General features: G+C 42.4%; 20 protein-coding genes. 8 read left to right on the top strand and 12 right to left on the bottom strand.

All coding sequences use genetic code 11. The annotated features are described in order from the left end of the window. Positions 1–18: 18 nt before the first annotated feature. The 5 genes from HY064_03900 to rpsA all read right to left on the bottom strand — a co-directional run bounded on the left by HY064_03900 (position 19) and on the right by rpsA (position 7198). A complete protein-coding gene (locus tag HY064_03900) occupies positions 19–1047 on the bottom strand; it encodes a PorP/SprF family type IX secretion system membrane protein (protein ID MBI3509783.1) in 1029 nt (342 codons plus the stop codon). A 17-nt stretch (positions 1048–1064) separates the two neighbouring features. Then, a complete protein-coding gene (locus HY064_03895) occupies positions 1065–3554 on the bottom strand; it encodes a CotH kinase family protein (protein ID MBI3509782.1) in 2490 nt (829 codons plus the stop codon). A gap of 105 nt (positions 3555–3659) precedes the next feature. After that, complete coding sequence (locus HY064_03890) at positions 3660–4622, bottom strand: transglycosylase SLT domain-containing protein (protein ID MBI3509781.1); 963 nt, start codon at positions 4620–4622, stop codon at positions 3660–3662. An 82-nt stretch (positions 4623–4704) separates the two neighbouring features. Then, positions 4705–5091 carry a DUF2116 family Zn-ribbon domain-containing protein gene (locus tag HY064_03885; protein MBI3509780.1) on the bottom strand — a complete coding sequence of 129 codons (387 nt, stop codon included), beginning with the start codon at positions 5089–5091 and terminating at the stop codon, positions 4705–4707. 292 nt (positions 5092–5383) lie between these two features. Next, positions 5384–7198: a 30S ribosomal protein S1 gene (gene rpsA, locus HY064_03880; GenBank protein MBI3509779.1), complete on the bottom strand. Its 1815-nt coding sequence runs from the start codon at positions 7196–7198 to the stop codon at positions 5384–5386. A gap of 427 nt (positions 7199–7625) precedes the next feature. Between rpsA and HY064_03875 the strand changes: the two genes are divergently transcribed. Beyond that, entirely contained in the window at positions 7626–9572 is a 1947-nt protein-coding gene (locus HY064_03875) for a T9SS type A sorting domain-containing protein (protein MBI3509778.1), read from the top strand. Between the two features lie 185 nt (positions 9573–9757). Then, positions 9758–12394 (top strand): ATP-dependent chaperone ClpB, encoded by a 2637-nt coding sequence (gene clpB / locus HY064_03870; protein MBI3509777.1) that lies wholly within the window; start codon positions 9758–9760, stop codon positions 12392–12394. Between the two features lie 144 nt (positions 12395–12538). Here clpB and HY064_03865 read toward each other — a convergent pair whose 3' ends face one another. Next, positions 12539–13981: a hypothetical protein gene (locus tag HY064_03865; protein MBI3509776.1), complete on the bottom strand. Its 1443-nt coding sequence runs from the start codon at positions 13979–13981 to the stop codon at positions 12539–12541. Between the two features lie 227 nt (positions 13982–14208). Between HY064_03865 and HY064_03860 the strand changes: the two genes are divergently transcribed. Beyond that, positions 14209–14358, top strand: coding sequence for a hypothetical protein (locus HY064_03860; GenBank protein ID MBI3509775.1), 150 nt, complete (start codon positions 14209–14211; stop codon positions 14356–14358). Between the two features lie 248 nt (positions 14359–14606). After that, entirely contained in the window at positions 14607–14801 is a 195-nt protein-coding gene (locus HY064_03855) for a hypothetical protein (protein MBI3509774.1), read from the top strand. A gap of 72 nt (positions 14802–14873) precedes the next feature. Here the strand turns inward: HY064_03855 and HY064_03850 are convergent, their stop codons facing one another. Beyond that, positions 14874–15404, bottom strand: coding sequence for a hypothetical protein (locus HY064_03850; GenBank protein MBI3509773.1), 531 nt, complete (start codon positions 15402–15404; stop codon positions 14874–14876). 59 nt (positions 15405–15463) lie between these two features. Here HY064_03850 and HY064_03845 point away from each other — a divergent pair, with 59 nt between their 5' ends. Next, a complete protein-coding gene (locus HY064_03845; GenBank protein MBI3509772.1) occupies positions 15464–16141 on the top strand; it encodes a hypothetical protein in 678 nt (225 codons plus the stop codon). A gap of 21 nt (positions 16142–16162) precedes the next feature. Here the strand turns inward: HY064_03845 and HY064_03840 are convergent, their stop codons facing one another. The 5 genes from HY064_03840 to HY064_03820 all read right to left on the bottom strand — a co-directional run bounded on the left by HY064_03840 (position 16163) and on the right by HY064_03820 (position 20407). Next, the gene (locus tag HY064_03840; protein MBI3509771.1) at positions 16163–17020 is read right to left on the bottom strand and encodes an aminotransferase class IV; all 858 of its coding nucleotides are present in this window, start codon (positions 17018–17020) and stop codon (positions 16163–16165) included. Positions 17021–17056: 36 nt separating this feature from the next. Next, entirely contained in the window at positions 17057–17701 is a 645-nt protein-coding gene (locus HY064_03835; GenBank protein ID MBI3509770.1) for a rhomboid family intramembrane serine protease, read from the bottom strand. After that, positions 17698–18240 carry a DUF1572 family protein gene (locus tag HY064_03830; GenBank protein MBI3509769.1) on the bottom strand — a complete coding sequence of 181 codons (543 nt, stop codon included), beginning with the start codon at positions 18238–18240 and terminating at the stop codon, positions 17698–17700. The genes HY064_03835 and HY064_03830 overlap by 4 nt, the downstream gene beginning before the upstream one ends. Beyond that, positions 18234–18647, bottom strand: a complete 414-nt coding sequence (locus HY064_03825) for a hypothetical protein (GenBank protein ID MBI3509768.1) — start codon at positions 18645–18647, stop codon at positions 18234–18236. Before HY064_03825 ends, HY064_03830 begins: the two co-directional genes overlap by 7 nt. Positions 18648–18862: 215 nt before the next feature. Then, positions 18863–20407, bottom strand: coding sequence for a tetratricopeptide repeat protein (locus tag HY064_03820; protein MBI3509767.1), 1545 nt, complete (start codon positions 20405–20407; stop codon positions 18863–18865). Positions 20408–20724: 317 nt separating this feature from the next. Between HY064_03820 and mnmE the strand changes: the two genes are divergently transcribed. From mnmE to HY064_03805, 3 genes are all read left to right on the top strand, one after another. Next, complete coding sequence (mnmE, locus tag HY064_03815) at positions 20725–22116, top strand: tRNA uridine-5-carboxymethylaminomethyl(34) synthesis GTPase MnmE (protein ID MBI3509766.1); 1392 nt, start codon at positions 20725–20727, stop codon at positions 22114–22116. Between the two features lie 399 nt (positions 22117–22515). Further along, complete coding sequence (locus HY064_03810) at positions 22516–24279, top strand: caspase family protein (GenBank protein ID MBI3509765.1); 1764 nt, start codon at positions 22516–22518, stop codon at positions 24277–24279. A 39-nt stretch (positions 24280–24318) separates the two neighbouring features. Then, positions 24319–25500 carry a metallophosphoesterase gene (locus HY064_03805; GenBank protein MBI3509764.1) on the top strand — a complete coding sequence of 394 codons (1182 nt, stop codon included), beginning with the start codon at positions 24319–24321 and terminating at the stop codon, positions 25498–25500. Positions 25501–25502 lie beyond the last annotated feature (2 nt).

Genomic DNA, 25502 nt, shown 5'->3' with positions numbered 1-25502 from the left:
TCTATCATGACAAAAAGCTCATTTCTTATTTTTATAAAGTGCGGCGTTCAGGTTGGCGTAACGCAAAGTTATTTCAAATCCGCCATTGTGATGTGATGCGATCGCATAATCCGAAATATTGAAATCGTACGACATGCCAATGAAAAAATCGCCGAGATCATAATACAATTGCGGAAGTATCGCATCTTTCCACCGGTAACTGCAACCCAAACCAATTCCTGATTCGCTGAAAAAGTTGGTGATCTTCGTTCCGTTCTTGATGCGGTAACGAACGAGTCCGCCGAAAACAAATTCACTCGCCGGCCCTTGCACCATGTAATACGCAGAAGGACGAACGCTCCATTTTGTATCAGGAATATCGAATCGTAACTGCACATGCGCAACGTAACGCTGATCGAGACGTTCGCCACCACCACCGTGAAATTTCTGTTCCGGTTTATTGAAATGATAAACACTTCCGCCGCAATTCAATTCGAACACATCTTTGCCCGCAATATTTCCTGCTACACTCCGGTACTGGTAAGCAATTCCCGCAGAAAGATCGGCGTAAGGAAAAGAAGTGAGAAGATTTCCTTCATTCGATACAGCAGTAGGATCAAAACTTCCGTTCACATACTGATTCTCCCATGTGAGTGAAGAAATTGTTGCTGACCGCTGCGAAAATCCTCCCTGTATTCCTGCAGAAAATTTATTGTAATCATTCAGCGGTACAATTCCGCTTGCAGAAAGCAATCCCTGGAATGTTCCGAATTTGGAATCGCCCGCCTGGTCATGATAGAGAAAAGCACCAACACCGATGTACGCCCTATGCGGCGCGTAAAGCAATGGCATATCGAATGCAGCAGCAGACGTCGTGTACGGATGGCCCATACTCGCCCACTGATTCCGATAATTGAGTGTAACGCGGAATAATCCGTCGAACATCCCGGTATAAGCCGGATTGATGTGCATTGGATTTTCATTGAATTGTGTGAAGTGAATATCCTGCGCCGAAAAATTTTTCAGGAGAAAAAAAAATGAAAGAAATAAAATAAATGACTTCTTCATGTTCGTCCGCACTTAGATCAACGCATCAAGGTGATGTTGCCTGATTTCTGTTCGATGGTTCCGTCGGCATGTGTTACTTTCAGAATGTATGCATACACGCCGGAAGGATCCGGTTTGCCATCTGTTTTTCCATCCCAGCCATCGGATGAACTTGATGATTCAAAAACCGGCTGGCCCCAGCGATTGAAAACAAGAAATTCAAAAGTTTGCCCGTCGAGGCCGTGAAGGTTAAGCACATCATTCTGACCGTCGCCGTTCGGCGAGAATGCAGTCGGAATGAAAACATTCAACAACACTTCATTCGTTTTGTAAACAGCAACAATATTATCGGGACCTGCAAGATTGATCGTCACACTATCACTGGTAGAAGAAGGAGATGGTGTGCTCGTCATTTCCCAGTGATCAAAAGTGTATTGCGTAGAAGTTGGCGCGGTTTTTAAAATAACATTGATCCCGCCATAATACAATCCACTCCATGGAAACTGATCGAGGTGAATTGAATTCACATCCACAGTTCCTGCACCGACAGGAGAAACACTGATCGTAACGTTGTAAGGCCCGGTAAGGCCGTAGCAGTTGATCATGCCCTGTTGTATTGCAGTACAACGTGTGTTGATGTAAGTGCGCATCGTGGATACATTTCCCTGCCACTGCGCAACACTTCCTCCCCATCTTGCAATTTGCCCCGGCATTTCGGGTGCAATGTGAGCGATCATTGTATCGAGCGTATTGAGCATGGTATCGCAACTCAGTGAAGTATTCAGCAGATCAGCATAGCGGGAGATGTAATACTGTTTGAATGTTGGATTCGCCATGAGCGCATTGAGAACAGGAATGTGCCCTTGTCCGCCTGGATCAGGCAGTGATTCAGGATTGCAGGGATCTGCATTGGGAGAAGTATCCGGAATTCCGGTGTAGTTAATGTAATGGCCGAATGTGGCGTCATTATCCCACAAACAATATCTCCATTTGTGTTCGGTTCCTGCGGGATTTTGTCCTCTCCACCATTCCGTATTCCAGTTAAGCCAGTCGGAAGTGACGGCGATGGAATTCAGGATCACATAATCACACAAACTTTTCCAATTGTAAATAGTATCTACGTGCGCCCAGTTTGCAGGGAGCGCCATATTATTGGAAACAATAAAATTTTCAATCGTGTTCCAATCCGTTTGCGCCTGGGGCCCTCCGTAAGCTGACCACGTTCCTCCCCAAGTTTGCAACATCTGTAAATAAGGATCAGTTTCGTTGTAATAATATTCTGTAAAATCATTGTCATCTACTTTTTCGCGGATCTCGTACACGCCCCAATACTGTCCGTTCACATAAAGAATACAAGGTTCATAGGAACGCTCGTCGAGGTGAAGATTTCCCTGCTGCGAAAGGGTTTGACAATACGCATCGCGGATATGCGCACTACCAGGCTCGAAGGGATAATTATCATTCGCCGCCGCTTTTAAAATAATGCGCGCGAATTTTTGTCTTGGTTTTGCGTTAAAAATTTTCCATTTCAGGCAATACCCATATCCCTGCTGATCCTGTGAAACAAAATCAATTCCTCTTTGGCTATAGGCCCATGAATCGTTTCCGTGTTTGTTTGAATTTCCTCCTACTTCTGTTCTGAATGTTCCGCTCTTATCGAAATATTCGAGTTCAGTAGTAGGATAGAATTGAGTCCCATTCATCAATTGTAGGATCTGATCTCCACAAATAGAAACAGTAGCAAGGGTATGCAGAGCCACACTGATGAAATAAGAATTTGTTTCGCAAAAACTCAGCGGAATATTAGGCGTGCTGCTGAATGCGCGCGCGCGAATTACTTCGGTGGATGAAATGGAAATAGGAGAAGAATAAACAGGATCGGAAGTGGTGGGATCATTGCCATTCGTTGTGTAATGAATGGTAATATTCGGATCCGGCGTTGAAAGAGAAAGTGTTTGAGATCCGTTGTAATATCCTGGTGCGAGACTGAATACAGGCTTAGTTGCATAAGGCAAATAAGGTGTTCCGGTATTATTTGAAGTTCCGAAAGTCGGCGTGAGAAAAACGCTCCATGTATTCGCGCCATCAGTTGTTCGTCCCCATGTATGATCAAGCTGATTTCTTTTCATGGTCAATGAATCGATGATGGCTCCGGCAGGATCGGCAAGAAGGATCTGATCAGGTTTACATTGTGTCAATTTAAAGCTGGTGTGAAGTTCCCCTGAAAAAACGGTATTCCTTCCGGAGCAGATCACTTTGAGAAATCCATTAGGGGCAATTGTTCCCGAAGGGAAAGCCCACTTTATGGGATTCGCAGCATTGTCACTCATGTGATAACCGGTGAGATTCACAGAAGCGGCACCTGCATTGTAAAGTTCTACCCAATCCTCAAACATTCCGAATGCATCTACATCCGTTCCGGTTGTGTTGGCAGCGGTATATTCATTGATAAAAAGCTGGGCGGGAGATGTAAGCGGAATAATGGCAACTACGGTAAGCGCCATAATCATTCGTAGCCTTCTTAGCATCTTGGATTTTGTTGGGTAAGTAAAAATAGGATTTTAAGGGTAGCTTCACAAGGAAATGCATTGAAATATTCGTTTCAGTGTTCCGGATGTGAATAAAAAACGGAATCAGTTACTGCAATTCTTTTCCCTCGGATCACATTTTCCGTTGGCGAGATCGAGTTCTATAAAAGCAGAAACTACAAGCTGAGAATAAGCCTGAGATGATCTACCGAAAGCTCCGGCCTGTGTATGCCAGAGTTGTTCGATCAATTCAATATTCCCTTCGCAGGGGTCGATAACATCAAGTGCTTTGTCAACGTTGCCAGATCCTGCGTGATAAACGTGCAATACAAGGAGACGATACCAGAGATCATTCGGATCGTAAGTAATTCCTCTTTTATCGAGCATCTGGTTGGTCATCGGAATGCAAATTGTTTTCAGAAGTTTTGCTGCTGCCCAGGCTGATTTATCGAAATCATTTCTTTCATCCACTTTTTTATTCACCTTCAATCCCATTTGAACGGCGACTGATCTCATCAGTTGAAACGGGCCATTAGCACCGGCATAAGATTTCATGGATTTGCCCGGAGATTCAATAAGCAGAATTGCCTGCGCGTAAAACGGATCAACGCCTTCCTGCACAAATATCGGAATGGCACGATCAATCTCCGGAATGACTGCTACAGGATCATAAAAATTATTCTTCCCCTTTGTAAAAAGAACAGAGGCACTATCGTCCAGAAAATTAACGATCCGCAAACTGTCGCGGAATTTTTCCTGTCCATCATCTCCCAATAAATCCCATTTTGCAGAAGACATGTAACAGTAAATGCACCTGTTTGAGGCAAGACTCACGATTCCTGTATCCGGGCTTAGATTCATTATTTTTCTCCAGAAAATAATTTCGGGCAATGTGTCAAGTCCGGCTTCATAAACCTGATCGGTGCTCACCATACAATGGGAAATAGCAGAGTCGCTGAAATAATTTACTGTAATGACCGAGGGATGTAAAACAGGTTCCTGCGCATCGAGCGCACAAAATGAACAAAATGAAAAACAGGTTAAGAGGAAAAAAGAGTTTCGTTTCATTGTGGCGACCATTATCAAAGAAACGAATCAAATACCCAATTATGTTACGTACTTAACTATTTTTTTAACGATAAAAAGTTGATTATTCCCGTTTTGATTCTTTTCCGGAATTATCGTCCGATTTACGATGAACGATGGTAATAAAATCATTGTTATGAGAAAGAATGCCGTATTCGTAACAGAAATAATAAGTTGCGCCCTTCCTCGTGGTGTAAATGTTGGTGTGGTAGTTAAAATTGAACCCGAGTTCAACGATCCTGTTCCTGAGATACGTGGCTTTGCCGGTTGGGGAAAGATCGGCCAGTATCCTCCTGTTTCGGCGAAGAATGTTATTCACATTACGCATCAGGTTATTGTTGTCGCCGTTTCTCCTGTTGTTGAAACTGTTGCGGCACACGTCGGAGCAGAATTTTTTATCGGCTCTTCCACTAACTTCTCCACCGCAATCGAGGCAATGACGGGTTTCCATTTTAATAAAAAATTAATGTTATAAGGTGCAAATATATGTTTTTTATAAAAAAAACAAAATATACGTGCAATATTATACAGAATTATCTTTTTATGTAATATTCAATAAATGATAGAATTCAATTGATTCGAATAAATCGCTTTCAATTGAATAATCATTAATAAGTCTATAATAAGGATGAGTAGAAAATCGAATAAAAAAATCCCTCCTGATTTCTCAGGAGGGATAGACTAAAAACCATGGCGTAGTTTTTAGTTTCCCGGAAAGGAGGCTTTCCCAGCCGGGTTTTTCTTTAATCGTTCTTCTGCTCTTTGCCTTCTAATTGCGACTTGAGATCTGCGAGGGCTGAAACATCGCCGAGCGTTGTTTTCTCGAGATTGTCTTTCACTTTCTTCACTGCTTTTTTGGTTTCATCCGAGCCCTTATTTTCCTTTTTCGCTCCACCTTTTTCTTTCTCTTCAATGGCAATGGATTCAACTGTATTGCGATGAGAAACGATAATCTTCTTAGAGTCTTTATTGAATTCAAGAACTTTGAAATCGAGTTTCTCTTCCACTTTGGCATTTCCACCTTCCAGCTTAAGCAAATGTTTATTCGGGCAGAAAGCTTCTACGCCATACGGCAATTGTACCACAGCACCTTTTTCGTTTGCACTGATAATAGTTCCGGAATGAACTGAACCCACAGTGAAAACAGTTTCGAATACATCCCATGGATTTTCTTCGAGTTGTTTATGGCCAAGGCTCAATCGACGATTTTCAACATCCACATCCAGAACAACAACATCAATGCTTTCTCCGATCTTGGTGAATTCGGAAGGATGTTTGATCTTTTTAGACCAACTGAGATCCGAAATATGAATGAGTCCATCGATTCCTTCTTCAAGTTCCACAAAAATTCCGAAGTTGGTAAAGTTCCGCACTTTGGCTGTGTGCCTTGAGTTCTTAGGATATTTTTCAAGGATATTCTTCCACGGATCAGGAGTAAGTTGTTTTATTCCCAGTGACATTTTTCTTTCTTCGCGATCAAGTGTGAGAACAATAGTTTCTACTTCGTCGCCTACTTTAAGGAAATCCTGAGCGGAACGAAGATGTTGCGACCATGACATTTCGGAAACGTGAATGAGTCCTTCCACTCCAGGTTGAATTTCCACAAAAGCACCATAATCGGCGATCACCACAACTTTTCCTTTGATCTTATCACCAACTTTTAGTTCGGCACTCAATCCTTCCCACGGATGAGAAGAAAGTTGCTTGAGTCCGAGTGCAATTCGTTTTTTCTGATCGTCGAAATCAAGTATAACAACGTTGATCTTCTGATCCAGCTTTACAATTTCCTCAGGATGCGAGATGCGTCCCCAGGAAAGATCTGTGATGTGAATGAGACCATCCACTCCGCCGAGATCTACAAATACTCCGTAGCTGGTAATATTTTTCACTGTTCCTTCGAGCACCTGGCCTTTTTCAAGTTTGCTGATGATCTCTCTCTTCTGTGCTTCTAGTTCTTCTTCAATTAAAGCTTTGTGAGAAACAACAACGTTTTTAAATTCATTATTGATCTTGACAACTTTGAATTCCATGGTCTTTCCAACATAAATATCATAATCGCGAATAGGTTTCACGTCGATCTGTGATCCGGGCAAGAATGCTTCTATTCCGAATACGTCAACAATGAGTCCGCCTTTGGTGCGGCATTTCACAAATCCTTTGATTACTTCATCTCCTGTCAAAGCATTATTTACACGCTCCCACGATTTCATAGCGCGTGCTTTTTTATGAGAAAGAATAAGTTGTCCGTTTTTATCTTCCTGGCTTTCTACATAAACTTCTACATGATCTCCCAACTTCAGATCGGGATTGTAACGGAATTCAGACAAGGGAATAACTCCGTCTGATTTATAACCGATATTTACTACGACTTCTTTGTTATTTCGCGAAACTACAACACCATCGAGTAATTCATGATCACTGATAGATTTTAAAGTTCCACTATAAAGTGATTCAAGACGATCGAGTTCTTCCTTTGAATAAAGGTCCTGTTTTTTGCCGATAGAATTCCAATCGAAATCTGGTGTAACGGCTGCGGTTGTTTCTGTTGTTTCTGCCATTCTTGCTTTAATGATTCTGGTGAATAACACCTGGCTTTCTATTCCGGAATTTGAAAGCGGTTAGACATAAGGCGACCGGAACGCCTTTTTGAAAGGGAAACAAAGGTAAGAAAATATGCCACCTCCCTATCCGCTATCGCAGGATAAATTATTCAACATCTCGAAAGTGAATACATGAATTCATTTTATAAAGTATTTATTTTTATAAATAAGCCGAATCATTTGCTTTACAAGTATATAAGAAAAAAATAGATTCGCTTCAAACCGGAAGGGCTCGATTGGATTTGAATCCTGTCTTTTCTTAATAATTTGTGTCTAGAAAAGTTATCAGTTAGCGACCCTACTATTTGGTAAATCGAAAGATTGGTCTAAATTTGCGACTCGTTTTCGAATTCCTAAACAGTTAAAAAAATCAATCCAAAAAAAAATGAAAAAAGGATTACTTCTCGCTATGGGTGTGAGTGCAGCTTTTTCGCTTGCAGCTCAGGCTCCAAAAGTTGGTGGTGTAAAAAAGGTTGACCTTCGCCAGGAAAGAACAATTACTCTTGACGGAAGCAATGCAAATTTCTTTGCAAATGCTAACGCTGCTCAGCGTACTATCAACCCAAATGCTCCGCTTACACAAGGAACAAAATTTTCTAGTTCCTATAACGCATTCACACTGCTCGTTTCCCAGTCAAATTGCCTGACTGCAAACCAGGCATTGAACGTTGCTCTATTCACTCACCGTCTTAGCCAGGACTGGTCGCCTGATGCTAATACTGCTTCCGGTTACGGCGAATATAGCTGGACTACCGACTGCGGTACCACTTGGGATTCGGCTTACTATGCTGACAATACCGTACTCGGTAACCAGCGTTTCCGTTATCCTTCTGGTGGACTTATTAATCCACCTGCTAACACAACGCTTGCAAATGCTTACATGGTTGCAACAGGGCCATGGACAGACGGCGCAGGTTGGGGTGGATGGTATACCACCTACCAGACTATTGCAAATGCTTCTACGGCAACTACGGCAGTAAATACTCCTGGTCCTCTTATGGCTTTTCCTCGAATTGATATGCAATCATGTACAAACAATACAATTCACGTAACAGGCGGCCATTATGCAACTCCTACCGGAGCTACTCCTGCTGGTTATGATGGAGCCGTTATTCTAACAGGAACACTTGCAGGTTCTGTTGTAACATACACCTACGATTCAATTATGCCAAGCTTCCACGTTGCGCCTACTTCAGGAGCAACAGATAATTTCGAAGTTGCCCATCTTGCTTATTCCCCTGATGGAATGACGGGCTATTGTGTATTCTTTGGTGTTGATGCCGCTGCTACAACCCCAACAACTAGAACTTTCAGCCCGATCGCTTACAAAACTATTGATGCAGGTGTAACATGGACTGCAATTCCGATGTTTGACTTTACAACAATTCCTGTTATCATGAATCATCTTATTCCTGCTACAGGCGGATCTTACAAACCATGGTTCGATCAAAGCCAGGGATCAGATGTTGTAGTTGATAACAATGGCCAGCTTCACATTCTGTGCACGATCGGTTCAGGTGCTTCTGATGATAATGATTCACTCGGTTACACATGGACACTCACCGGACAGAGCGGAACTACAGCACGTCACTACATCTTTGACACTTACACAACGGCATCTGGCTGGAATTCATGGCTCGTTGATTCGTTGATGACCACAACTTCTACCAACACAACAATTTTCGTTGATGGTTCTAACTCCGGTGCAGCTTTCCCAACAGACGCTCGTATCCAGATTTCTTCAAATACGAGCCGTGATCACCTATTCTACATGTGGGTTGATAGCGATCCGCTTGCTCTTCAAGGAGAAAATGCTCTTCCTGATCTTTATGGAAAAGCTGTTGATCTTACGACAGGAAACTGGACAGCAAAAAAACAGTTCACTGCCACGCAGGATTTCTACTTCCACTTCGTTTCAAACGTAACGCTTACCAGTGGAGTGGATTTCCATGTCCCTGTGACTAATTCGATCGACCGTAGCGGTGGACATGATGTTGCAACTACATTCGATCACTATTACCTCTGCGGAGTTGATTTTCTTTCAACAGATTTTGTTGGCATCGCTGAGAACTCTGCTGCATTCGGATCTTTCAAAACATATCCGAACCCTGCAAATGATCAGGTTAATATTTCCTTAAACCTTATTAAATCCGGAGATGTTACCATCACATTGACCAATGCACTTGGTCAGATCGTTTCCGTAGAAAATCGCACAATGGCTTCTGGTGAGAATAATGTTCAACTGAACACTACTTCTCTCCAATCAGGCATTTACTTTGTAAATGTTGCTGCGAACGGAAGTTCATCTACTTCTAAAGTCGTTAAGCAATAATTGTTTTTGCTTTCAGAAAACTCCTTGTCTCCGGACAGGGAGTTTTTTTTGCGCCTAATCGTCATTTTACACTGAAACATGCTGCCATTATTTCTTCTTATTGATCAAAATCATCCCGGGGTATGCGATTTGCTTTATTGGAATTGAACGAATATTATTTTATTTGAAACAAAAAATTTTTCCTTATGAATCTCAATAATTTCACTTTGAAATCGCAGGAAGCCATTCAGCACGCACAACAGGTTGCGATGACTGCGAATAATCAGGCCGTTGAAACGGGGCATTTGCTGAAAGGAATTCTTGAAGTGGACGAGAACGTCACTCCTTTCCTTTTTAAAAAACTGAATGTGAATCCGAAATTGATCGAGCAGATAAACGACCGCATCGTTTCTTCTTATCCGAAAGTGAGTGGAGGCGGACAATATCTTTCCAATACAGCGAACCAAGCGGTAGTAAAAGCTATGAACAGCATTAAAGAATTCAAAGATGAATTTGTTTCGATCGAACATTTGCTCATTGGTATTCTTGAAGCCGGAGACCAGGTTTCTCAAATGATGAAAGACAATGGTGTAACATTGAAAGATCTTAAAGCTGCGATCAAAGATCTTCGCAAAGGAACGACGGTTACGAGCGCAACACAGGAAGAAACATATAACGCTCTTGGAAAATATGCGAATAACCTGAACGCACAGGCGCGTGCGGGAAAACTGGATCCTGTGATCGGTCGCGATGAAGAAATTCGCCGCGTGTTGCAGATCTTATCACGCAGAACAAAAAATAATCCGATCCTCGTTGGAGAACCCGGCGTGGGAAAAACTGCGATCGCAGAAGGAATTGCTCACCGCATCATCAACGGCGATATTCCTGAAAATCTCAAATCGAAACAAATATTTTCTCTTGATATGGGAGCGCTCATTGCCGGCGCTAAATACAAAGGAGAATTTGAAGAACGACTTAAGGCCGTGGTAAAAGAAGTCATCGGCTCCGAAGGTGATATCATTCTTTTCATTGATGAAATTCACACGCTCATTGGTGCCGGCGGAGGTGAAGGTGCAATGGATGCTGCGAATATTCTGAAGCCCGCACTCGCACGGGGGGAATTGCGCGCAATAGGCGCAACCACACTCAATGAATTCCAGAAATATTTTGAAAAAGATAAAGCACTCGAACGCCGTTTCCAGAAAGTTCTTGTAGATGAACCATCGGAAGAAGATGCGATCTCTATTCTACGCGGAATAAAAGAAAAATATGAAACGCATCACAAAGTGAGAATAAAAGATGAAGCGATCATTTCTGCAGTGGAACTTTCCACACGGTACATCAATGACCGTTTTCTTCCCGACAAAGCCATAGATCTTATTGATGAAGCGGCTTCCAAACTCAGAATGGAAATCAATTCCATGCCGGTAGAATTGGAAGATGTGGAAAGAAAGATCCGCCAGCTGGAAATTGAACGTGAAGCGATCAAACGCGAAAATGATAAAACAAAACTGGAAGAGCTGAACAAAGAGATCGCTGAACTCAATGACAAACGCGCCGATCTACGCGCACAATGGCAGAGTGAAAAAGAGGTGGTGGAAAATATTCAGAAGGAAAAAGAAAAAATTGAAGGACTCAAATTCGAAGCTGAGCAGGCAGAACGTTCAGGTGATTATGGAAAAGTTGCCGAGATCCGCTATGGAAGAATGAAAGAAGCAGAAGATCATCTTGAAAAAGCAAAAGCAAAACTTGCAGAAATGCAGGAGAGCGGAAACCCGATGATCAAAGAAGAAGTAGACAGCGAAGATATTGCCGGCGTTGTAAGTGCATGGACGGGAATCCCGGTAACACGCATGTTGCAGAGCGAACGGGAAAAACTTTTACATCTCGAAACAGAATTACACAAACGTGTCGTCGGACAAAATGAAGCCATCGAAGCAATTTCAGATGCTGTGCGCAGAAGCCGCTCCGGATTGCAGGACACAAAAAAACCGATCGGCTCATTTATTTTTCTCGGAACTACCGGCGTTGGAAAAACTGAATTAGCAAAAGCACTCGCAGAATTTTTATTCAACAATGAAAATTCGATGACGCGCATTGACATGAGCGAATACCAGGAGCGCCACGCCGTATCGCGTCTCGTGGGCGCTCCTCCCGGCTATGTGGGTTATGAAGAAGGCGGACAATTAACAGAAGCTGTGCGGAGAAAACCTTACAGCGTTATTCTTCTTGATGAAATTGAAAAAGCACATCCCGATGTTTTCAATATTCTTCTCCAGGTTCTTGACGACGGAAGATTGACGGACAACAAAGGCCGTGTAGTAAATTTTAAAAACGCGATCATAATAATGACTTCCAATATGGGATCGCATCTCATTCAGGAAAATTTCGAGAAGATGGACGACTCCAATAAAGATGAAATAATGGCGAAAACAAAAGTGGAAGTTTTCGATATGCTCAAAAAAACCATTCGCCCTGAATTCCTGAATCGCATTGATGAGATCATCATGTTCTCTCCGCTTACGCGCGAAGACGTGGAGCAGATCGTTCGCCTTCAATTCAAACAGGTGGAGAAAATGCTTCTTGAAAACGGAATTCAACTCAAAGCAAATGAAGATGCGGTCAAATGGCTGGCAGAACTCGGTTATGATCCGCAATTCGGTGCGCGGCCGGTAAAACGTTTGCTCCAGAAAAAAGTGCTGAATGAATTATCGAAACAGATCCTTGCCGGAAAAGTGAAAAAAGATGAAGTGATCGTGCTTGATGTATTCAACCAGGATATTGTTTTCAGGAAAGAAATTGAAAGTGATTCGAAACCAAAAAAGAAAAGTGTGAAGGGTTGAAAACAGGAGCAGCTGCAAGCAACACGCAGCAAAGGGAATTTAACCACGCATCGCTCATGCAGGCTGCTTCCTTACGGTCCCGGAAGACCGGTTTTTTTTCAGGCAGAAAAGAGGGTTGTTTTATAACACAACCACTGTATTCCGCTACATCCTGAAAAATTCTCCGTTGACTAATTTGTAGTTTGTTTCCGAAGAGCACACCTGGATTGATTCCCCGTCCCTCATCTTCCCGATGTCGTTGTAATCCAACCCATCGATATGCAGCGTTCCTTTTGTTTGCCAGGCGATCTTCAGATAATCGGGCTGGCATAATGAATGATCACAGCCGCCTTTGATGGAACAAAACACCACCACGTGCACCGGGTGATTGAATTGTGAAAGAAGACTGATATCTCGTGCGCATGCATGATTGTCCACAATGAGAATGATATCACCAAAAGGTTGCTTAGCCATTTTTACACCCTCGATGAGCGCTTCCACATAATTATCCGGAACATCGGAATCTGTGCTTTTGTCAATGACTGAATTCATAAAAACAACCAGTTTGTCGAGTGTAAGTGCCGGCGTGTAATATAATCCGCCGGTTTCCCCGATCTTTTTTTCTGAAGTTGCTTTTGCATCTCCGTCGTTGAAAAAAACGAATTGTGATTCCGGGTTCTCGTTCTGATTTTTTGAAAACCAGGCGGTCAGATCATCGTCGATGTACTTCATTCCCTTACTGGCATCACAGATCACAAGCGGATTTTTCCAGTTGTTCCGATCGAATAAAGACATTATTCCATTGCCCTGATATTTTATTTCCTGGGCGAAACGAACGGAATCAGCTTTTGCCCGTTCAGCTTCGGCGGCCTCCCTTTCCTGCTCTTCTTTTTTCTGCCGCTCATATTCTTTAGTGCCGATATATTCGAACGACCATTCCTGGTCACTCGTTCCGCGGCTGTACTTGCATTCAGTGAATTCAAAATTTTTATGATAATAAAAACTCAGGTCGTAATCATCGCCTTTCGGAAGATACATCACGAGTTTTCCCTGCGAATCAGTTGTTCCCTTAAAAGCTTTTTTTCTTTTTCTGCCAATGAGCGTTACTCTTTCCCCGGCAAGCGGGCCATTGTGAAGATCGGTGAGTGCGAGTGTGATGTGCACATAGTTGTAATGATCGCCGGGCAAAGGATGATAGGATGAACCGAACCACGTAGTGTCGGGCAACGCATTGGCATAATCATCTACCGCTTTTTTTTCTGCATCATTCATTACGAAATTTTTTTCTTCCTGCACCATATTCCTGCTGTACCACATCGATGAAGTCATTGTAGCGCCTGGAGCATCGGGAACATCAATGAATTTTTTGTCTGTGTAATCGAGGATCACGATGCGGTAAGTTGCATTCCCGGGAACGGCAATCGTTACCTGTCCATTTGCATCCGTTGTTCCTTTGTAAGAAGTATTCGCAACAGAATCTTCCAGTGTTACACTCATGTTGGAATGATAACCGCCTTCCGTAGCGAGGAGTGTCAGTTTCACATTCACATCCTGGCAAAATGCTTTGCAAAATGCGAGGACAAATAAAAGGGAGATGATTCGTTTCATTTTGATTTGGTTTTAAAATGAAACGCGGTGAAAATTATTTTCTTGCCAAATAAAAAATAAAGTTGTTTATGCTGTTCCTTTTTCCGCGCGACGCGTTATGCAGAATTAAGTTTCACTTTGCTGTTCATTTATTTGCTCCAAAATTTGTTAAATGGCCAGACTAAGGAGTGTTTCCGGACGTCTTAATGGTAAAGAAGGATAGTGTCAACAGTTTAATACTTATTGTCATGAAACGTCAGAAAAATCAAAGCCCGCCGGTACTTCCTGGAGACCGGATCAAACTGAGGCTGAACAACAGAACGATCATCATCGTACGCTCCATGGAAGCTGTGAAAATGTGGCTCACGCGCTTCCCGGGCGCGCAGATCATTCCCTGAAAGAGTATTTGTTTAACCGAAGAATACATCCCCGAAAAGGCCTCTCGCTTAGAGAGGTTTTTTCATTTCTGACCATATGAAAATTTCCATTGACACTCTTAAATTCATTAGTTGCTCCCCGTTCAACGGGCAAAAAGGGTCAGTCGTCGGAAATAAGCGTAAAATAGAAGAATTTACGGGTTGCCGCATCGTTTTTTCCCTTTCATTTGTAGGCAAATCAATCTATTATCTTCTAATAAATAAATGAAATGAGACCTCTGGTTTTAACGAAAGAAAGTACAGCACTCAAAGCAAGATTCCGTAAACCCGTGCAGAAGCCTGCTCCTGAAGGAAACGTGATCAAATTGCAGGTGGATTACCGTACAACGATTTCTGTGCGCAGCAAAGAAGCGCTTGACATGTGGATGAAAAAATATCCGAACGCAAAAGTGATCAACGGATAACAAGAATAAAATTTCAAATTCTAAAAGACAAATTTCAATTTGGGATTTGTCTTTTTTATTTTTTTTATTTTCCTACTCTATCTTATCTTCAATCTCATCCATCTTATCTTCCGTGTAGGGGCCGGAAGTAACGTAAACTATTTTTCCTGTTTTATCGAGTACAAAAATGTACGGTAATTTTTTATCATCCATTCCAAGCGGAACTTTGTAAGCATCAAGCTCACCGCGATACACAAGAACATGCGGCTGAATGTCGGCTTGGATTTCCTGTTTCATTTTTGCTTTTGCTCCCGCAGCAGCTGCGGCCTTGGTGCCTGTGAACATGGGAACGAAATAAAGATTCACATCGTAAGCATCAGACATGAGTTCGGTTTTCGCAATGAATTTATCATACGCAGGTTCGTACCACGTTTTCAGATCTTTTTCCGCATCTTCCGAATAAGCAAGGCAGATGATGCTCGACTTGCCTTTGGTATCATTCGGAATGTGCATGGTTTTATCGTCCAGCGTTTCTCCCTGCAGATCGGGAAACATCTGCCCCACGGGTGAAGAAACAAAAAATGTTACGGAGAGAAATGAAATGGTGAGAAGTATGGTTTTCATCACTAAATTTATTTCCCGAAAATAAACAAATATCCTGCCGCAGGTTTTATTGAACGAACATGAAAACATTTTATTATTCACTTTTTATCCTCACTCTTTTTCTATGTTCCTGCAAACATCAGAAAAGTGTGACCACGACTACTACCACCAATACCAACGATGTGCAATCGAGCGACCAGACGAAAGTTCCGAATGATATGCAGGTTATTGTTACAGAAGATATGCTGAATAAATGTTTGAAGGCGCTGGGCCCTATTTCCGGAAAAGAACCGTACGACATCACGATCATAAAAGATACTTTCACCTGGGTGCTGAAAAATTCATTACTCCATTTACAACAGGGAAAAGCCACATTCACTACGGATGTTACCGTTATCGCGGGCGCGCTCACCTACACCACGCCATGCGTTGGAGATGTGAGCATTTGGTTCGACCGGAAAAAAAATCTCATCAACGTGAAGATCATGCATTGCTTCATTGACATTTACACAAAAGTCTGGGGAATAAAATATCACATCACCACGTATGATCTTGCAGGGCAATTCAAAGATCCTTTCACATTCGCGGGGCCGACAGCTACATCAACAGAAGAAGATATGGAAATGCCCGACGGATCTATAAGAAAATTATATATGGTAGCGACGGATAGTGCGCTGGTCGTTGAAGACAAAAAAATAATTGTGTCGTGCGAGATTGCTTTCTCTCTTACTCCTCCCGCAGCCAACGGCGCTAAATAAAATTCCTGCGAAAATTTAATGCTATCCCGAAACTTTCTGATTCAGCAGTTCATTCAGTTTTTTCGTGGTGACATTAGAATATTTTTTTGCGCGGTAAGAAGACACCCAGGTGATCCCGTTGACGGCATTCGTCAGAAAAATTTCATCCGAATTCAACAGCACACTTAATGGAAGCGGAACTTCATAAACAGCGATCCGGTTTTCATTGGCAATATCCATAATCACACCACGCATCACTCCATTCACACAACCTTCAGAAAGCGGGCTGGTATAAAGCACACCGTTTTTCACCGCGAAAACATTCGAGCCCGTGGCTTCTATCACATTTCCATTCTGGTTGATGAGTACACTATCATCGACGTTCATTTTTTTCGAATACAATGCAGCCAGAACATACAACTGCGCATTGGAAGTTTTTAATGCTGAAAGTTTATTCACCGGCTTGCGGATATCCTGGTACAATTCAATTGAAATTCCTTTTTCATTCAGGATGAAATCCTGCTGATCGAATTCCCACATCTCGAGCAACCACGAAGCATCGTTCACCAACGGATGATAATATCCTCCGTCGTTCCTGAAAACAGAAAGACGCAAACGTGCATTGCCCGGAATATTATTTTTTTCTGCAAGCTTCAGGCTCCATTCTTCAAGCGATTTTGAAACAAAATTATCGGGTAAGCGAAGCTGCAACAAGTTTACACCCGCCATCATCCGCTGGAGGTGACGCTGCGCAAAACATAATTTACCGCCAATGAGACGCATGCTTTCGAAAATTCCATCACCATAACGAAACGAGCGGTTGCGGGAAGTGAAAAGCGGTTCTGAAGACGATCGCTCTTCGCCATTAAGAAAAAGACAGGGAGATTGCTTCTGCTGCATAATGACACGACAATATACGAATATCTACTGCGTAAGTTACCGGAGAAACGTTTCCTGCGATGAAATGAGAAGCAGAAAATCATTCCACAAATGTGGTTTGATAATAATAGGAATTACAAATCCCCAGACCGCTCCCCAGAAATGTGCGTCGTGCCCGATGTTGCCCACATTTCTACGTGCGAGCAGGTACGAAATGAGCAGAAAAAATAATCCGTAGATCCACGCCTGCACCGGAATAGGAAGAATAAAAAGTGTGATGCGGCTCATTGGGAAAAGAAGAATGCTTGTGAAAATAATTGCACTCACTGCACCCGAAGCGCCGAGCGCATTATAATTCACATTATCGCGATGTTTGAAAAAAGAATAAACAGAAGAAACGAATAATCCGCCAACATAAATGAGCAGGTAATAAAATGTTCCCATGCCCGGCCCGAAAAGTTCATCCGATTTAAAAGCACGTTCTACATTCACACCAAAAAAATAAAGTGAAAGCATATTGAAAAGTAAATGAGCAAAATCGGCGTGCAGCAAACCATGCGTGAAAAAACGAAACCATTCCCTGCGATGTGCAATGGCATAAGCGTTGAACATGTACCGCATTTTCAAAACCGGATCATTCATGGCCGTGATGTATGCAACACACGTGATCCCGATGATCATGTAAGTGAGAATGGCATTCATCCGCGCAGGTATTTTCCGTTGTTCATGAATTCAGATGATCTTCCTTTGGGAATGGAAAGTGATTCCCATCTTTCTCCTTTAATTTTTTTCGCGAGCTGAACGATCTGTCCCGAGTGATAACCATAATGCGACAACTGCCGGAGCAGGGCCTGCACCACGGTAAGTTCTTCACCCCTGATCTTGATCACCGACGCTAATTCTTTTTCTTTTAAATTTTCAAGAAGAGTAAAAAGTATTTTCCACGCCGACTCCCATTTATTCATAAGTTCTTTCCTGGAAATATCCTGTTCTTCGAATTCAGAATCGCGGTTTCTCCAGGGCTTCTCACCGTCTGTCGTAAAAAAATCAGTGAACCTGGAAATAAGATTTCCGGCAACGTGCTGCACCAGTATCTTCACACTGTTCTCATTTTCGCTTTCACGGAATGAGAATTCATTTTCATCCAGCCGTTCCGCAGCTTTTTCCGATAGCTGTTTCAGTTTCCGGAATTCTACGACAAGGGTTGTGCTAAAATGCAACCCTATACTTTTTTCTACCATGTTTCAATATTGAAAAAGAAAAACACGCAGGCCGCCTCTTCCCTGTCGCATCCTGCTGCCGAACCGATGTAACTGCCGGAACCGTCTCGCACATCGCCACTGTCGCTGATCGATCCTACAAAACTTCCGGAAGAATTGCGCACATCGCCGCTGCTGCTCACTTGTCCCATATAAGAACCGGAAGAATTGCGGAGGGTGCCGTCACTCTCGATATGGCCGACATAAGAACCCGATGCATTGCGGATGTCGCCGTTCGAATCGAATTTTCCGCAATAGGACCCGGAAGAATTGCGAACGGTACCGTCACTTTCAATTTTTCCTGTATAGGAGCCGGAGGAATTCCGCATGTCCTGCGAAAAAATAAAAGTGGAAAAGAGAAATCCGAGTACGAAGAAAATTGTTTTCATGTGGAGGATTTTTAGAGGCTGTTTAAAATTCATTTTTTGGAATTGTTATGATGCCATTTTTGTTCAGACGAGACGCATTTTGCAGGCCATAGTGGAGCGACTACGGCCAAGAAATGCAACGAAGGATGGACAAAAATGGCGCATAACAAAACAGAAGGATGAAATTTAAACAGCCTCTTAATAGCCGGTAATTGTTTTTGTTTCCTAAAGATAGTTCACTTATCCAGATTTCTTTCAATATATTTTTCATTCGGCAATAATGAATTCTGGATTCTCTTTGCATAATGAATGGAATCGAGAATTTCTTTTTGTTTTTCTTCCAGAATATCTTTTTGACTGCTGATGACCCGGTTCTTTTTCTTGTTCAGCCAAAGGCTGCGCAGGATTACACCCGCGAGCAGGAGCACGAGAAGCAATCCTGCCGAAACTGTGTAAATGATCAGTTGTTGTTTTTTCTTTTCCTGTAAGGCCTGTGCATTTTTTACATCCTGGGTATTTTTTATTTCCAGTTCTTTCTTTTCAAATTCATAATTCATTTCATTGCGCGTTACTTCCCTCTCCTTGTCATTATTGAAAATGGAATCCTTCGCCTCTGAAAAATTCACATAGTGATCGAGCGCGTCCTGGTATTTCCCTTCCTTCCGGTATAAATTGCTCAGTGTTTCTTCGAAAATTTTTATTTTGGCCAGTGCCTTGAGCTCTGTTGACATAGCGATCGCTTTTTGCAGGTAGAACTCCGCCTTTTCATTTTCATCCATCGCCATGTAAAGCGATCCTATAGATCCCAGTGTATTCGCCTCTACAAGTTTACTTCCGCTCGTATCCGCTATTTGCAATGTACGCGAATAAATTTCAAGCGCAGGAGAAAAATAATTTTGCAGAGCAAGTGAACGATCACCTTTCAAAAGAACAGAATCTCCCTGTTGTTTTAAAACGATCCCGATGTTGCCGAGATCACCACAAATTCTTGACAAATCGCCATTTGCCGAATCGATGAAATAAGAACGATGATAATACTCAAGCGCTTTTTGAAACTGGTTCATATTCGAATAAGCAGTTCCAATGTTGTTCAGTTTCGTTCCAACCGAATTTCCTGATCCGCCATCTTCTGCGATCTCCAATCCTTTCAAAAGATATTCGAGCGCTTTGGAATATTCTTTCTGATCATCATACAGCACACCGATATTCCCGAGTGTATTTCCCCTCAGTTCTTTGTCGCCCGATTTGTCTGCAATAGCCAGCGCACGAAAATCATAAGTAAGTGCTTTGGCAAAATCGCCCTGCGACTGGTAGATATTCGCAATGTTGCCGAGTACTTTTGCTTCACCGGTGGAATCCTGAAGTTCTTTCCAGAGATTCATCGATTCATTATAATCGCGTAATGCATTGGCAAAATCTGATTTGAAATAATAAAATGCGCCCGACTCGATCAGGCATTTTGCCTGTCCGCGTTTTCCTGTGAGCATCAGCACTGAATCGCGTGATGATGCAAGCGAATCGGAAATTTTCACTGCTTGTGAATTAAGCAGAAGAGAAGTATCGGTATTATTTTTATGTTTTTGCCATGCTAATTCTACCAGCAGGTTTATTCTGTCGGAATCATTCGCAGTTTTTTTGAGAAAAAAAAGAAGTGAATCGGCATTGGTTGTCAAAGGATAATGTGATCTTGGCCCGGCGAAATGTGTTTGCCCGTTTTTTTTCTCCGCAGAATTACAACGACAGAGAAAAACAAAAATAAAAAAATAAAAAATGTATTTCATCGGAAAAAAATAAAAGCGGGATTCATGACATGTGAAGGTTTCTTTCGATCTATTTTTCCTTGGGAAGCAACGGCAGCTGAATTCTTGAGAATATTCCCCGCCGAGTCGGGATTCAACTGCGCTTTCTGGGCAAAACTTACTGTTGCGCTGAACGGGATTACAAAAAATAAGAAGAAAGAAATCCGCTTCATCTTTCAAATATAACTAAAGGTAAAAGCGCCGCGAAAGATTGTTTTCCCAATGAGAAATTATTTCCCGGCAGCCGTTCCGCGCGCTTCCTTCCATTCCCTTTTTTGCTATCTTAGTCCTATCGCCTTATGCGCTTTATTCACGACGACACCATTGTTGCACTGGCCACTGCTCACGGCACCTCCGCCATTGCCATCATCCGCATTTCAGGAAAAAATACTTTTCAGATCTGTGAAAATATTTTCCGCAACAAAAAAGGCGACGCGGTAAAAATTGCTGATCTCCATTCACACACCGTTCATTTCGGAACCATCGTTGAAAAAGATATTATTCTCGATGAAGTGCTGCTCACCGTTTTCAAAAATCCACATTCCTATACCGGCGAAGATTGCGTAGAGATATCCTGCCACGGTTCTGTTTTCATTCAACAACAATTGCTGAGCTTACTCGTACGTCATGGTGCGCGTCTTGCAGAGGCAGGCGAATTTACTTTGCGCGCATTCCTCCACGGAAAATTCGATCTCTCGCAGGCAGAAGCTGTAGCTGATCTCATTGCTTCGCAATCTTCCGCTTCACACCAGGTAGCGATGCAGCACATGCGCGGAGGATTTTCTTCTAAAATAAAAACACTGCGTGAGAATCTTGTGAATTTTGCATCACTCATTGAGCTCGAACTCGATTTCAGTGAAGAAGATGTGGAATTTGCCAATCGTGAAGACCTGAAAAAATTATTGTACACAATCCAGAGTCTCATTCAGCGCCTGGTCGATTCCTTTGAAGTGGGCAACGTGATCAAAAATGGAATACCGGTAGCGATAGTAGGTAAACCAAATTCCGGAAAAAGTACATTGCTGAATTCCATTCTCGAAGAAGAGCGCGCCATTGTTTCTGAAATTCCGGGAACAACGAGAGATACGATCGAAGATGAAATTACTATTGATGGAATTCTCTTCCGTTTCATCGATACGGCTGGTTTGCGTGAAACGAATGACATCATCGAATCCATTGGCGTTACGCGCGCCGTGGAAAAAATGAAGCAGAGTTCCATTGTCATTTATCTTTTTGATGTGCATGAATTATCGAGCGGAGAACTGAAGATCGCTTTATCGGAACTCAAAAGCCATATTCACGGGGCGCAGTTGCTGGTGGTTGGAAATAAAATTGACAAAGAAAATTTTTCGGAGATACAGAAAGAATTCTCCGGCTTCGAAGTGCTTTTCATTTCTGCAAAAGAAAAATTATACATCGACGATCTGAAAATGAAATTAGTTGCACTCTTCGACAATCGCACGGTGAATGTAACGGAGACCATCGTCACGAACGCGCGCCACGTGGAAGCGCTGCGCAATGCGGGCGCGGCCATACAGCGCACGATAGAAGGATTGGACAAACATCTTTCCGGCGATCTTCTCGCGCAAGACATCCGGGAAGGGCTTCATCATTTGGGAATCATCACCGGGGAAATTTCTACGGATGATCTGCTGGAAAATATTTTTTCGAAGTTCTGCATCGGGAAGTAGAGCGCCGAAAACATCGGCAAACAAATCCTAAGATTTATTTCATTTTACGCGCTTTCTCCAATGAAATATTGGCGCTAATCTCCTACCTTATTCTTTCCCTTTGTTTAGTGAGTAAGGTTATAAAAACTCATGCGATCGGAAAAGGCAAACTATACGTGAAGAGAATTGATATTGACCAATTATACCTGCAGAAATGTAAAACCATTTTTTTGAAGTTTCAATTTTTTCTTCAAAACAGGTGTTTCTACCTGTTTGCCGCAGGTATAAACACCTGTTTTCATTAACGTCCCCCTATGATTAAAAAAAGCTGTCACCGCAGAATTGTAATGGAGTGATTAAAATGATTTACTTTTTCAGTCCATTTCAGAATGTTTTTTTTCCTGAATAATAAAAACGACAATGAAAAAAATCTTATGCATACACGGAATTGGTCATAAAGACGTTTCAATCGACACATGGAGTAAAGACTGGGAAAATGCGATTTTGAAAAGTTCCGGGCTGGATAAAAAAAATGTTGAATTTTCTTTTTTGAAGTATGATTATCTTTTTGAACAACGCGCCGATGCTACCGGAGGTGTTCAATATGAAGAAGGAATAAAAATTTTAATTCAAAGTTGGTTGAGTGAGGCGTGGAAGGATGCGACGGGTCGGGCACTAACGGATACTATGAGCCGGGGAATAAAAGACAATATCCGCTGGTACGCTGGAATGCCTGCACAATTTGCTGCGGATGAAATTCTCCGGACTCAATTGCGTGATCTTCTTAATAAGACGTTAGCTGAATTTCAACCTGATCTTGTGTATGCACACAGCCTGGGTACGCTCATCACGTATGATACGCTCGCAAGAAAAGATGAGCAACTTAAATTTATCCTCGTAACATCCGGTGCACAGATCGGGCATCCTGCCCTACTGAAAACATTCGGCGGAAAGATCGTCGACCTGAATGTGAAGTTCTGGTTCAATTTCCATAACGAGCACGATAGGGTTTTCGCATCGCGTCCGATTGATCTTCGTGCTCCGAATTTTTCTGAGATCGAAACTCCATTCAGGCATGGCGGTATCAATCATGAAGTCACGTGTTATATGCAGCATGAAAACGCAGTTGCGCAAGCGTGGCCGGAAATTGTAAAAATGCTTTCCGAAACAATTCCTACACCCCGGTTTCTTTCAGGACGCAGAGCACTTGCTACAAAATCTACGAAGCAAACAAAAAAAGCTTTACTCGTAGGTATAAATGATTATCCCGATCCGGCGAATCAGTTGAACGGTTGTATGAATGATGCATTCCGTGTGAGCGAAGTGTTGCAGGAAATGGGATTTGATCCCGACGAGATAAGAGTTGTGTTCAATGAACGTGCTACCAGTACAAATCTCCGGAGCAGGATGGACTGGTTGCTTTCTGATGCAAAAGATGGAGACCAGCGTTTCTTTTTTTATAGTGGACATGGCGCACAGATCCCTTCTTCACACAACGATGAAGAGGCCGATCATAAAGATGAATGTCTTGTGACGTATGATTTCGATTGGACAAGAGAACATTCCTACACGGACAAAGAATTTCTTCAGGCTTACAGCCAGCTTTCTTATGGAGTAGATTTTATTACCATGCTGGATTGTTGTCACTCCGGGGGAATGACAAGAGATGGATCTTTCAAACCAAGAGGTATAGATCCTCCTGATGACATCCGTCATCGGGAAATAAAATGGGATGCGCAACGCGAGATGTGGATACCTAGGGAAATAAGTCTTGCAAAGAAAAAATTCTTCGGTAAAGAATCGAAAGCAGATTTATATACCGGCGAAGACGGCGGAACCTACCGGTTCGGAAGAGCCGTTCCGTTGTGGACAGATGTGAAATCATTCGAGAAGGCAAAAGAAAATTTCGGACATAAAGGGCCATACACTCCGCTCATTCTCGAAGCATGCCAGGAAAAAGAGTATTCCTATGAATACAAACATGGCGTTACTTCCTATGGCGCATTCACATATTCGATCACAACAATTCTGAGAAAGCTTCAGCGACAAAAGAAAAAAGTATCGTACACAGAACTGGTGAAACAGACAACTGAATTGCTGAATGAACTGACCTATGATCAGCACCCTGTCGTTGTAGGTCCGGCTGAAAAAGTGAAAAGCAATGTTCCACTCCTGAATATCTGAATCGATTGAATTTTAAATTGTTTTCTAAAAAACAAAATCATGCCGACAACAAGCCCTTCCGCTCCGATTTCTCCGAATGCCGGAGCATCAGTTGAAAGTGAAAATCCATTTGCAGGACATAGTCCCGGAAAATTCCAGCCGTTGCCTGCTCCCTCAGGAAAATTTCCTTTTCGTCTTCCTCTTGAAAAAGTTTTGGGAAAAAATCTAGGCAAAAAGAAAATGGTTTTCTATACGATCGGTGATACCGGTGGAATAAAAGATCCGAAGCCACAGCATCTTGTAAACCGGAAAATGGAAGAGCAGATCGCTGTGACAAAAAAGAAAGAAGACAGAGCGCTGTTCTTGTATCATCTTGGTGACGTTGTTTATTTCAACGGGGAAGAAAAAGAATATTTTAATCAGTTCTTCGAGCCATACATTCATTTTCCTGCCCCGATATTCGCCATTCCCGGAAATCACGATGGTGATATTGATGCATCTGATTCTAATCCGCCGGAAAGTCTGAAAGCGTTCACAAAAGTTTTCTGTGACACGAAAGCGAGAACTTTGGGTATTGCCGGAGAAGCGAAAAGAAAAAGTATGATCCAGCCGAATGTCTACTGGACACTACAGGCACCTCTTGCGAATATTATCGGGCTTTATTCAAATGTTCCGTCTGAAGGAAGAATAAAAGAAGATCAGCGCGCATGGTTCATCAATGAACTGACGGAAGCACAAAAGCAACGAAAAGAAAAAGCAATTATTGTTTCGCTTCATCATCCACCTTACTCGATCGACAGCAATCACGGTGCGAGCGGAATTATGAAAAATTTTCTCGACAAAGCATTCGAAGAGTCCGGCGTTTATCCCGATCTCATTCTTGCAGGACACGTACACAATTATCAGCGCTACACAAGAAAATATTCTTCAGGACAGGAGTTACCATACATCGTTGCGGGCGCGGGCGGATACTGGCACCTGCACAATCTCGATTCGAAAGCAAATCCTGTTTATGTTCCGAACGATACTTTTTTTGAAAATGTGGTGCTCGAAGAATTCTGCGACAACCGTCATGGATTTCTGCGGATCACAATCGAGAAAAAAGGAAAGCAGAGAATTCTTTCCGGAGAATATTTTACAGTACCGTATCCACAGGAATCATGGAGTGCACCGGAAGAATTGTATGATTATTTCAAAATAGATCTTAACGCAGGAAAAATTTCGAATATAAAACAGCACTGAAA

The sequence above is a fragment of the Bacteroidota bacterium genome (assembly GCA_016194975.1).
Classification (GTDB): Bacteria; Bacteroidota; Bacteroidia; order Palsa-965; family Palsa-965.
The sequence above is the reverse complement of the archived record's forward strand: the minus strand, read 5'-3'. Positions and strand labels throughout refer to the sequence as shown.

Excerpts from the sequence above, each read along its gene's own strand:
- HY064_03825 (MBI3509768.1), bottom strand. The coding sequence starts at position 18,647 with ATGAAAACAATTTTCTTCGTACTCGGATTTCTCTTTTCCACTTTTATT.
- HY064_03835 (MBI3509770.1), bottom strand. The coding sequence starts at position 17,701 with ATGAATGCCATTCTCACTTACATGATCATCGGGATCACGTGTGTTGCA.
- HY064_03895 (MBI3509782.1), bottom strand. The coding sequence starts at position 3,554 with ATGCTAAGAAGGCTACGAATGATTATGGCGCTTACCGTAGTTGCCATT.
- HY064_03860 (MBI3509775.1), top strand. The coding sequence starts at position 14,209 with ATGAAACGTCAGAAAAATCAAAGCCCGCCGGTACTTCCTGGAGACCGG.
- HY064_03830 (MBI3509769.1), bottom strand. The coding sequence starts at position 18,240 with ATGGTAGAAAAAAGTATAGGGTTGCATTTTAGCACAACCCTTGTCGTA.
- HY064_03865 (MBI3509776.1), bottom strand. The coding sequence starts at position 13,981 with ATGAAACGAATCATCTCCCTTTTATTTGTCCTCGCATTTTGCAAAGCA.
- HY064_03820 (MBI3509767.1), bottom strand. The coding sequence starts at position 20,407 with ATGAAATACATTTTTTATTTTTTTATTTTTGTTTTTCTCTGTCGTTGT.
- clpB (MBI3509777.1), top strand. The coding sequence starts at position 9,758 with ATGAATCTCAATAATTTCACTTTGAAATCGCAGGAAGCCATTCAGCAC.
- mnmE (MBI3509766.1), top strand. The coding sequence starts at position 20,725 with ATGCGCTTTATTCACGACGACACCATTGTTGCACTGGCCACTGCTCAC.
- HY064_03900 (MBI3509783.1), bottom strand. The coding sequence starts at position 1,047 with ATGAAGAAGTCATTTATTTTATTTCTTTCATTTTTTTTTCTCCTGAAA.
- HY064_03875 (MBI3509778.1), top strand. The coding sequence starts at position 7,626 with ATGAAAAAAGGATTACTTCTCGCTATGGGTGTGAGTGCAGCTTTTTCG.
- HY064_03850 (MBI3509773.1), bottom strand. The coding sequence starts at position 15,404 with ATGAAAACCATACTTCTCACCATTTCATTTCTCTCCGTAACATTTTTT.
- HY064_03845 (MBI3509772.1), top strand. The coding sequence starts at position 15,464 with ATGAAAACATTTTATTATTCACTTTTTATCCTCACTCTTTTTCTATGT.
- HY064_03805 (MBI3509764.1), top strand. The coding sequence starts at position 24,319 with ATGCCGACAACAAGCCCTTCCGCTCCGATTTCTCCGAATGCCGGAGCA.
- HY064_03890 (MBI3509781.1), bottom strand. The coding sequence starts at position 4,622 with ATGAAACGAAACTCTTTTTTCCTCTTAACCTGTTTTTCATTTTGTTCA.
- HY064_03855 (MBI3509774.1), top strand. The coding sequence starts at position 14,607 with ATGAGACCTCTGGTTTTAACGAAAGAAAGTACAGCACTCAAAGCAAGA.
- HY064_03885 (MBI3509780.1), bottom strand. The coding sequence starts at position 5,091 with ATGGAAACCCGTCATTGCCTCGATTGCGGTGGAGAAGTTAGTGGAAGA.
- HY064_03810 (MBI3509765.1), top strand. The coding sequence starts at position 22,516 with ATGAAAAAAATCTTATGCATACACGGAATTGGTCATAAAGACGTTTCA.
- rpsA (MBI3509779.1), bottom strand. The coding sequence starts at position 7,198 with ATGGCAGAAACAACAGAAACAACCGCAGCCGTTACACCAGATTTCGAT.
- HY064_03840 (MBI3509771.1), bottom strand. The coding sequence starts at position 17,020 with ATGCAGCAGAAGCAATCTCCCTGTCTTTTTCTTAATGGCGAAGAGCGA.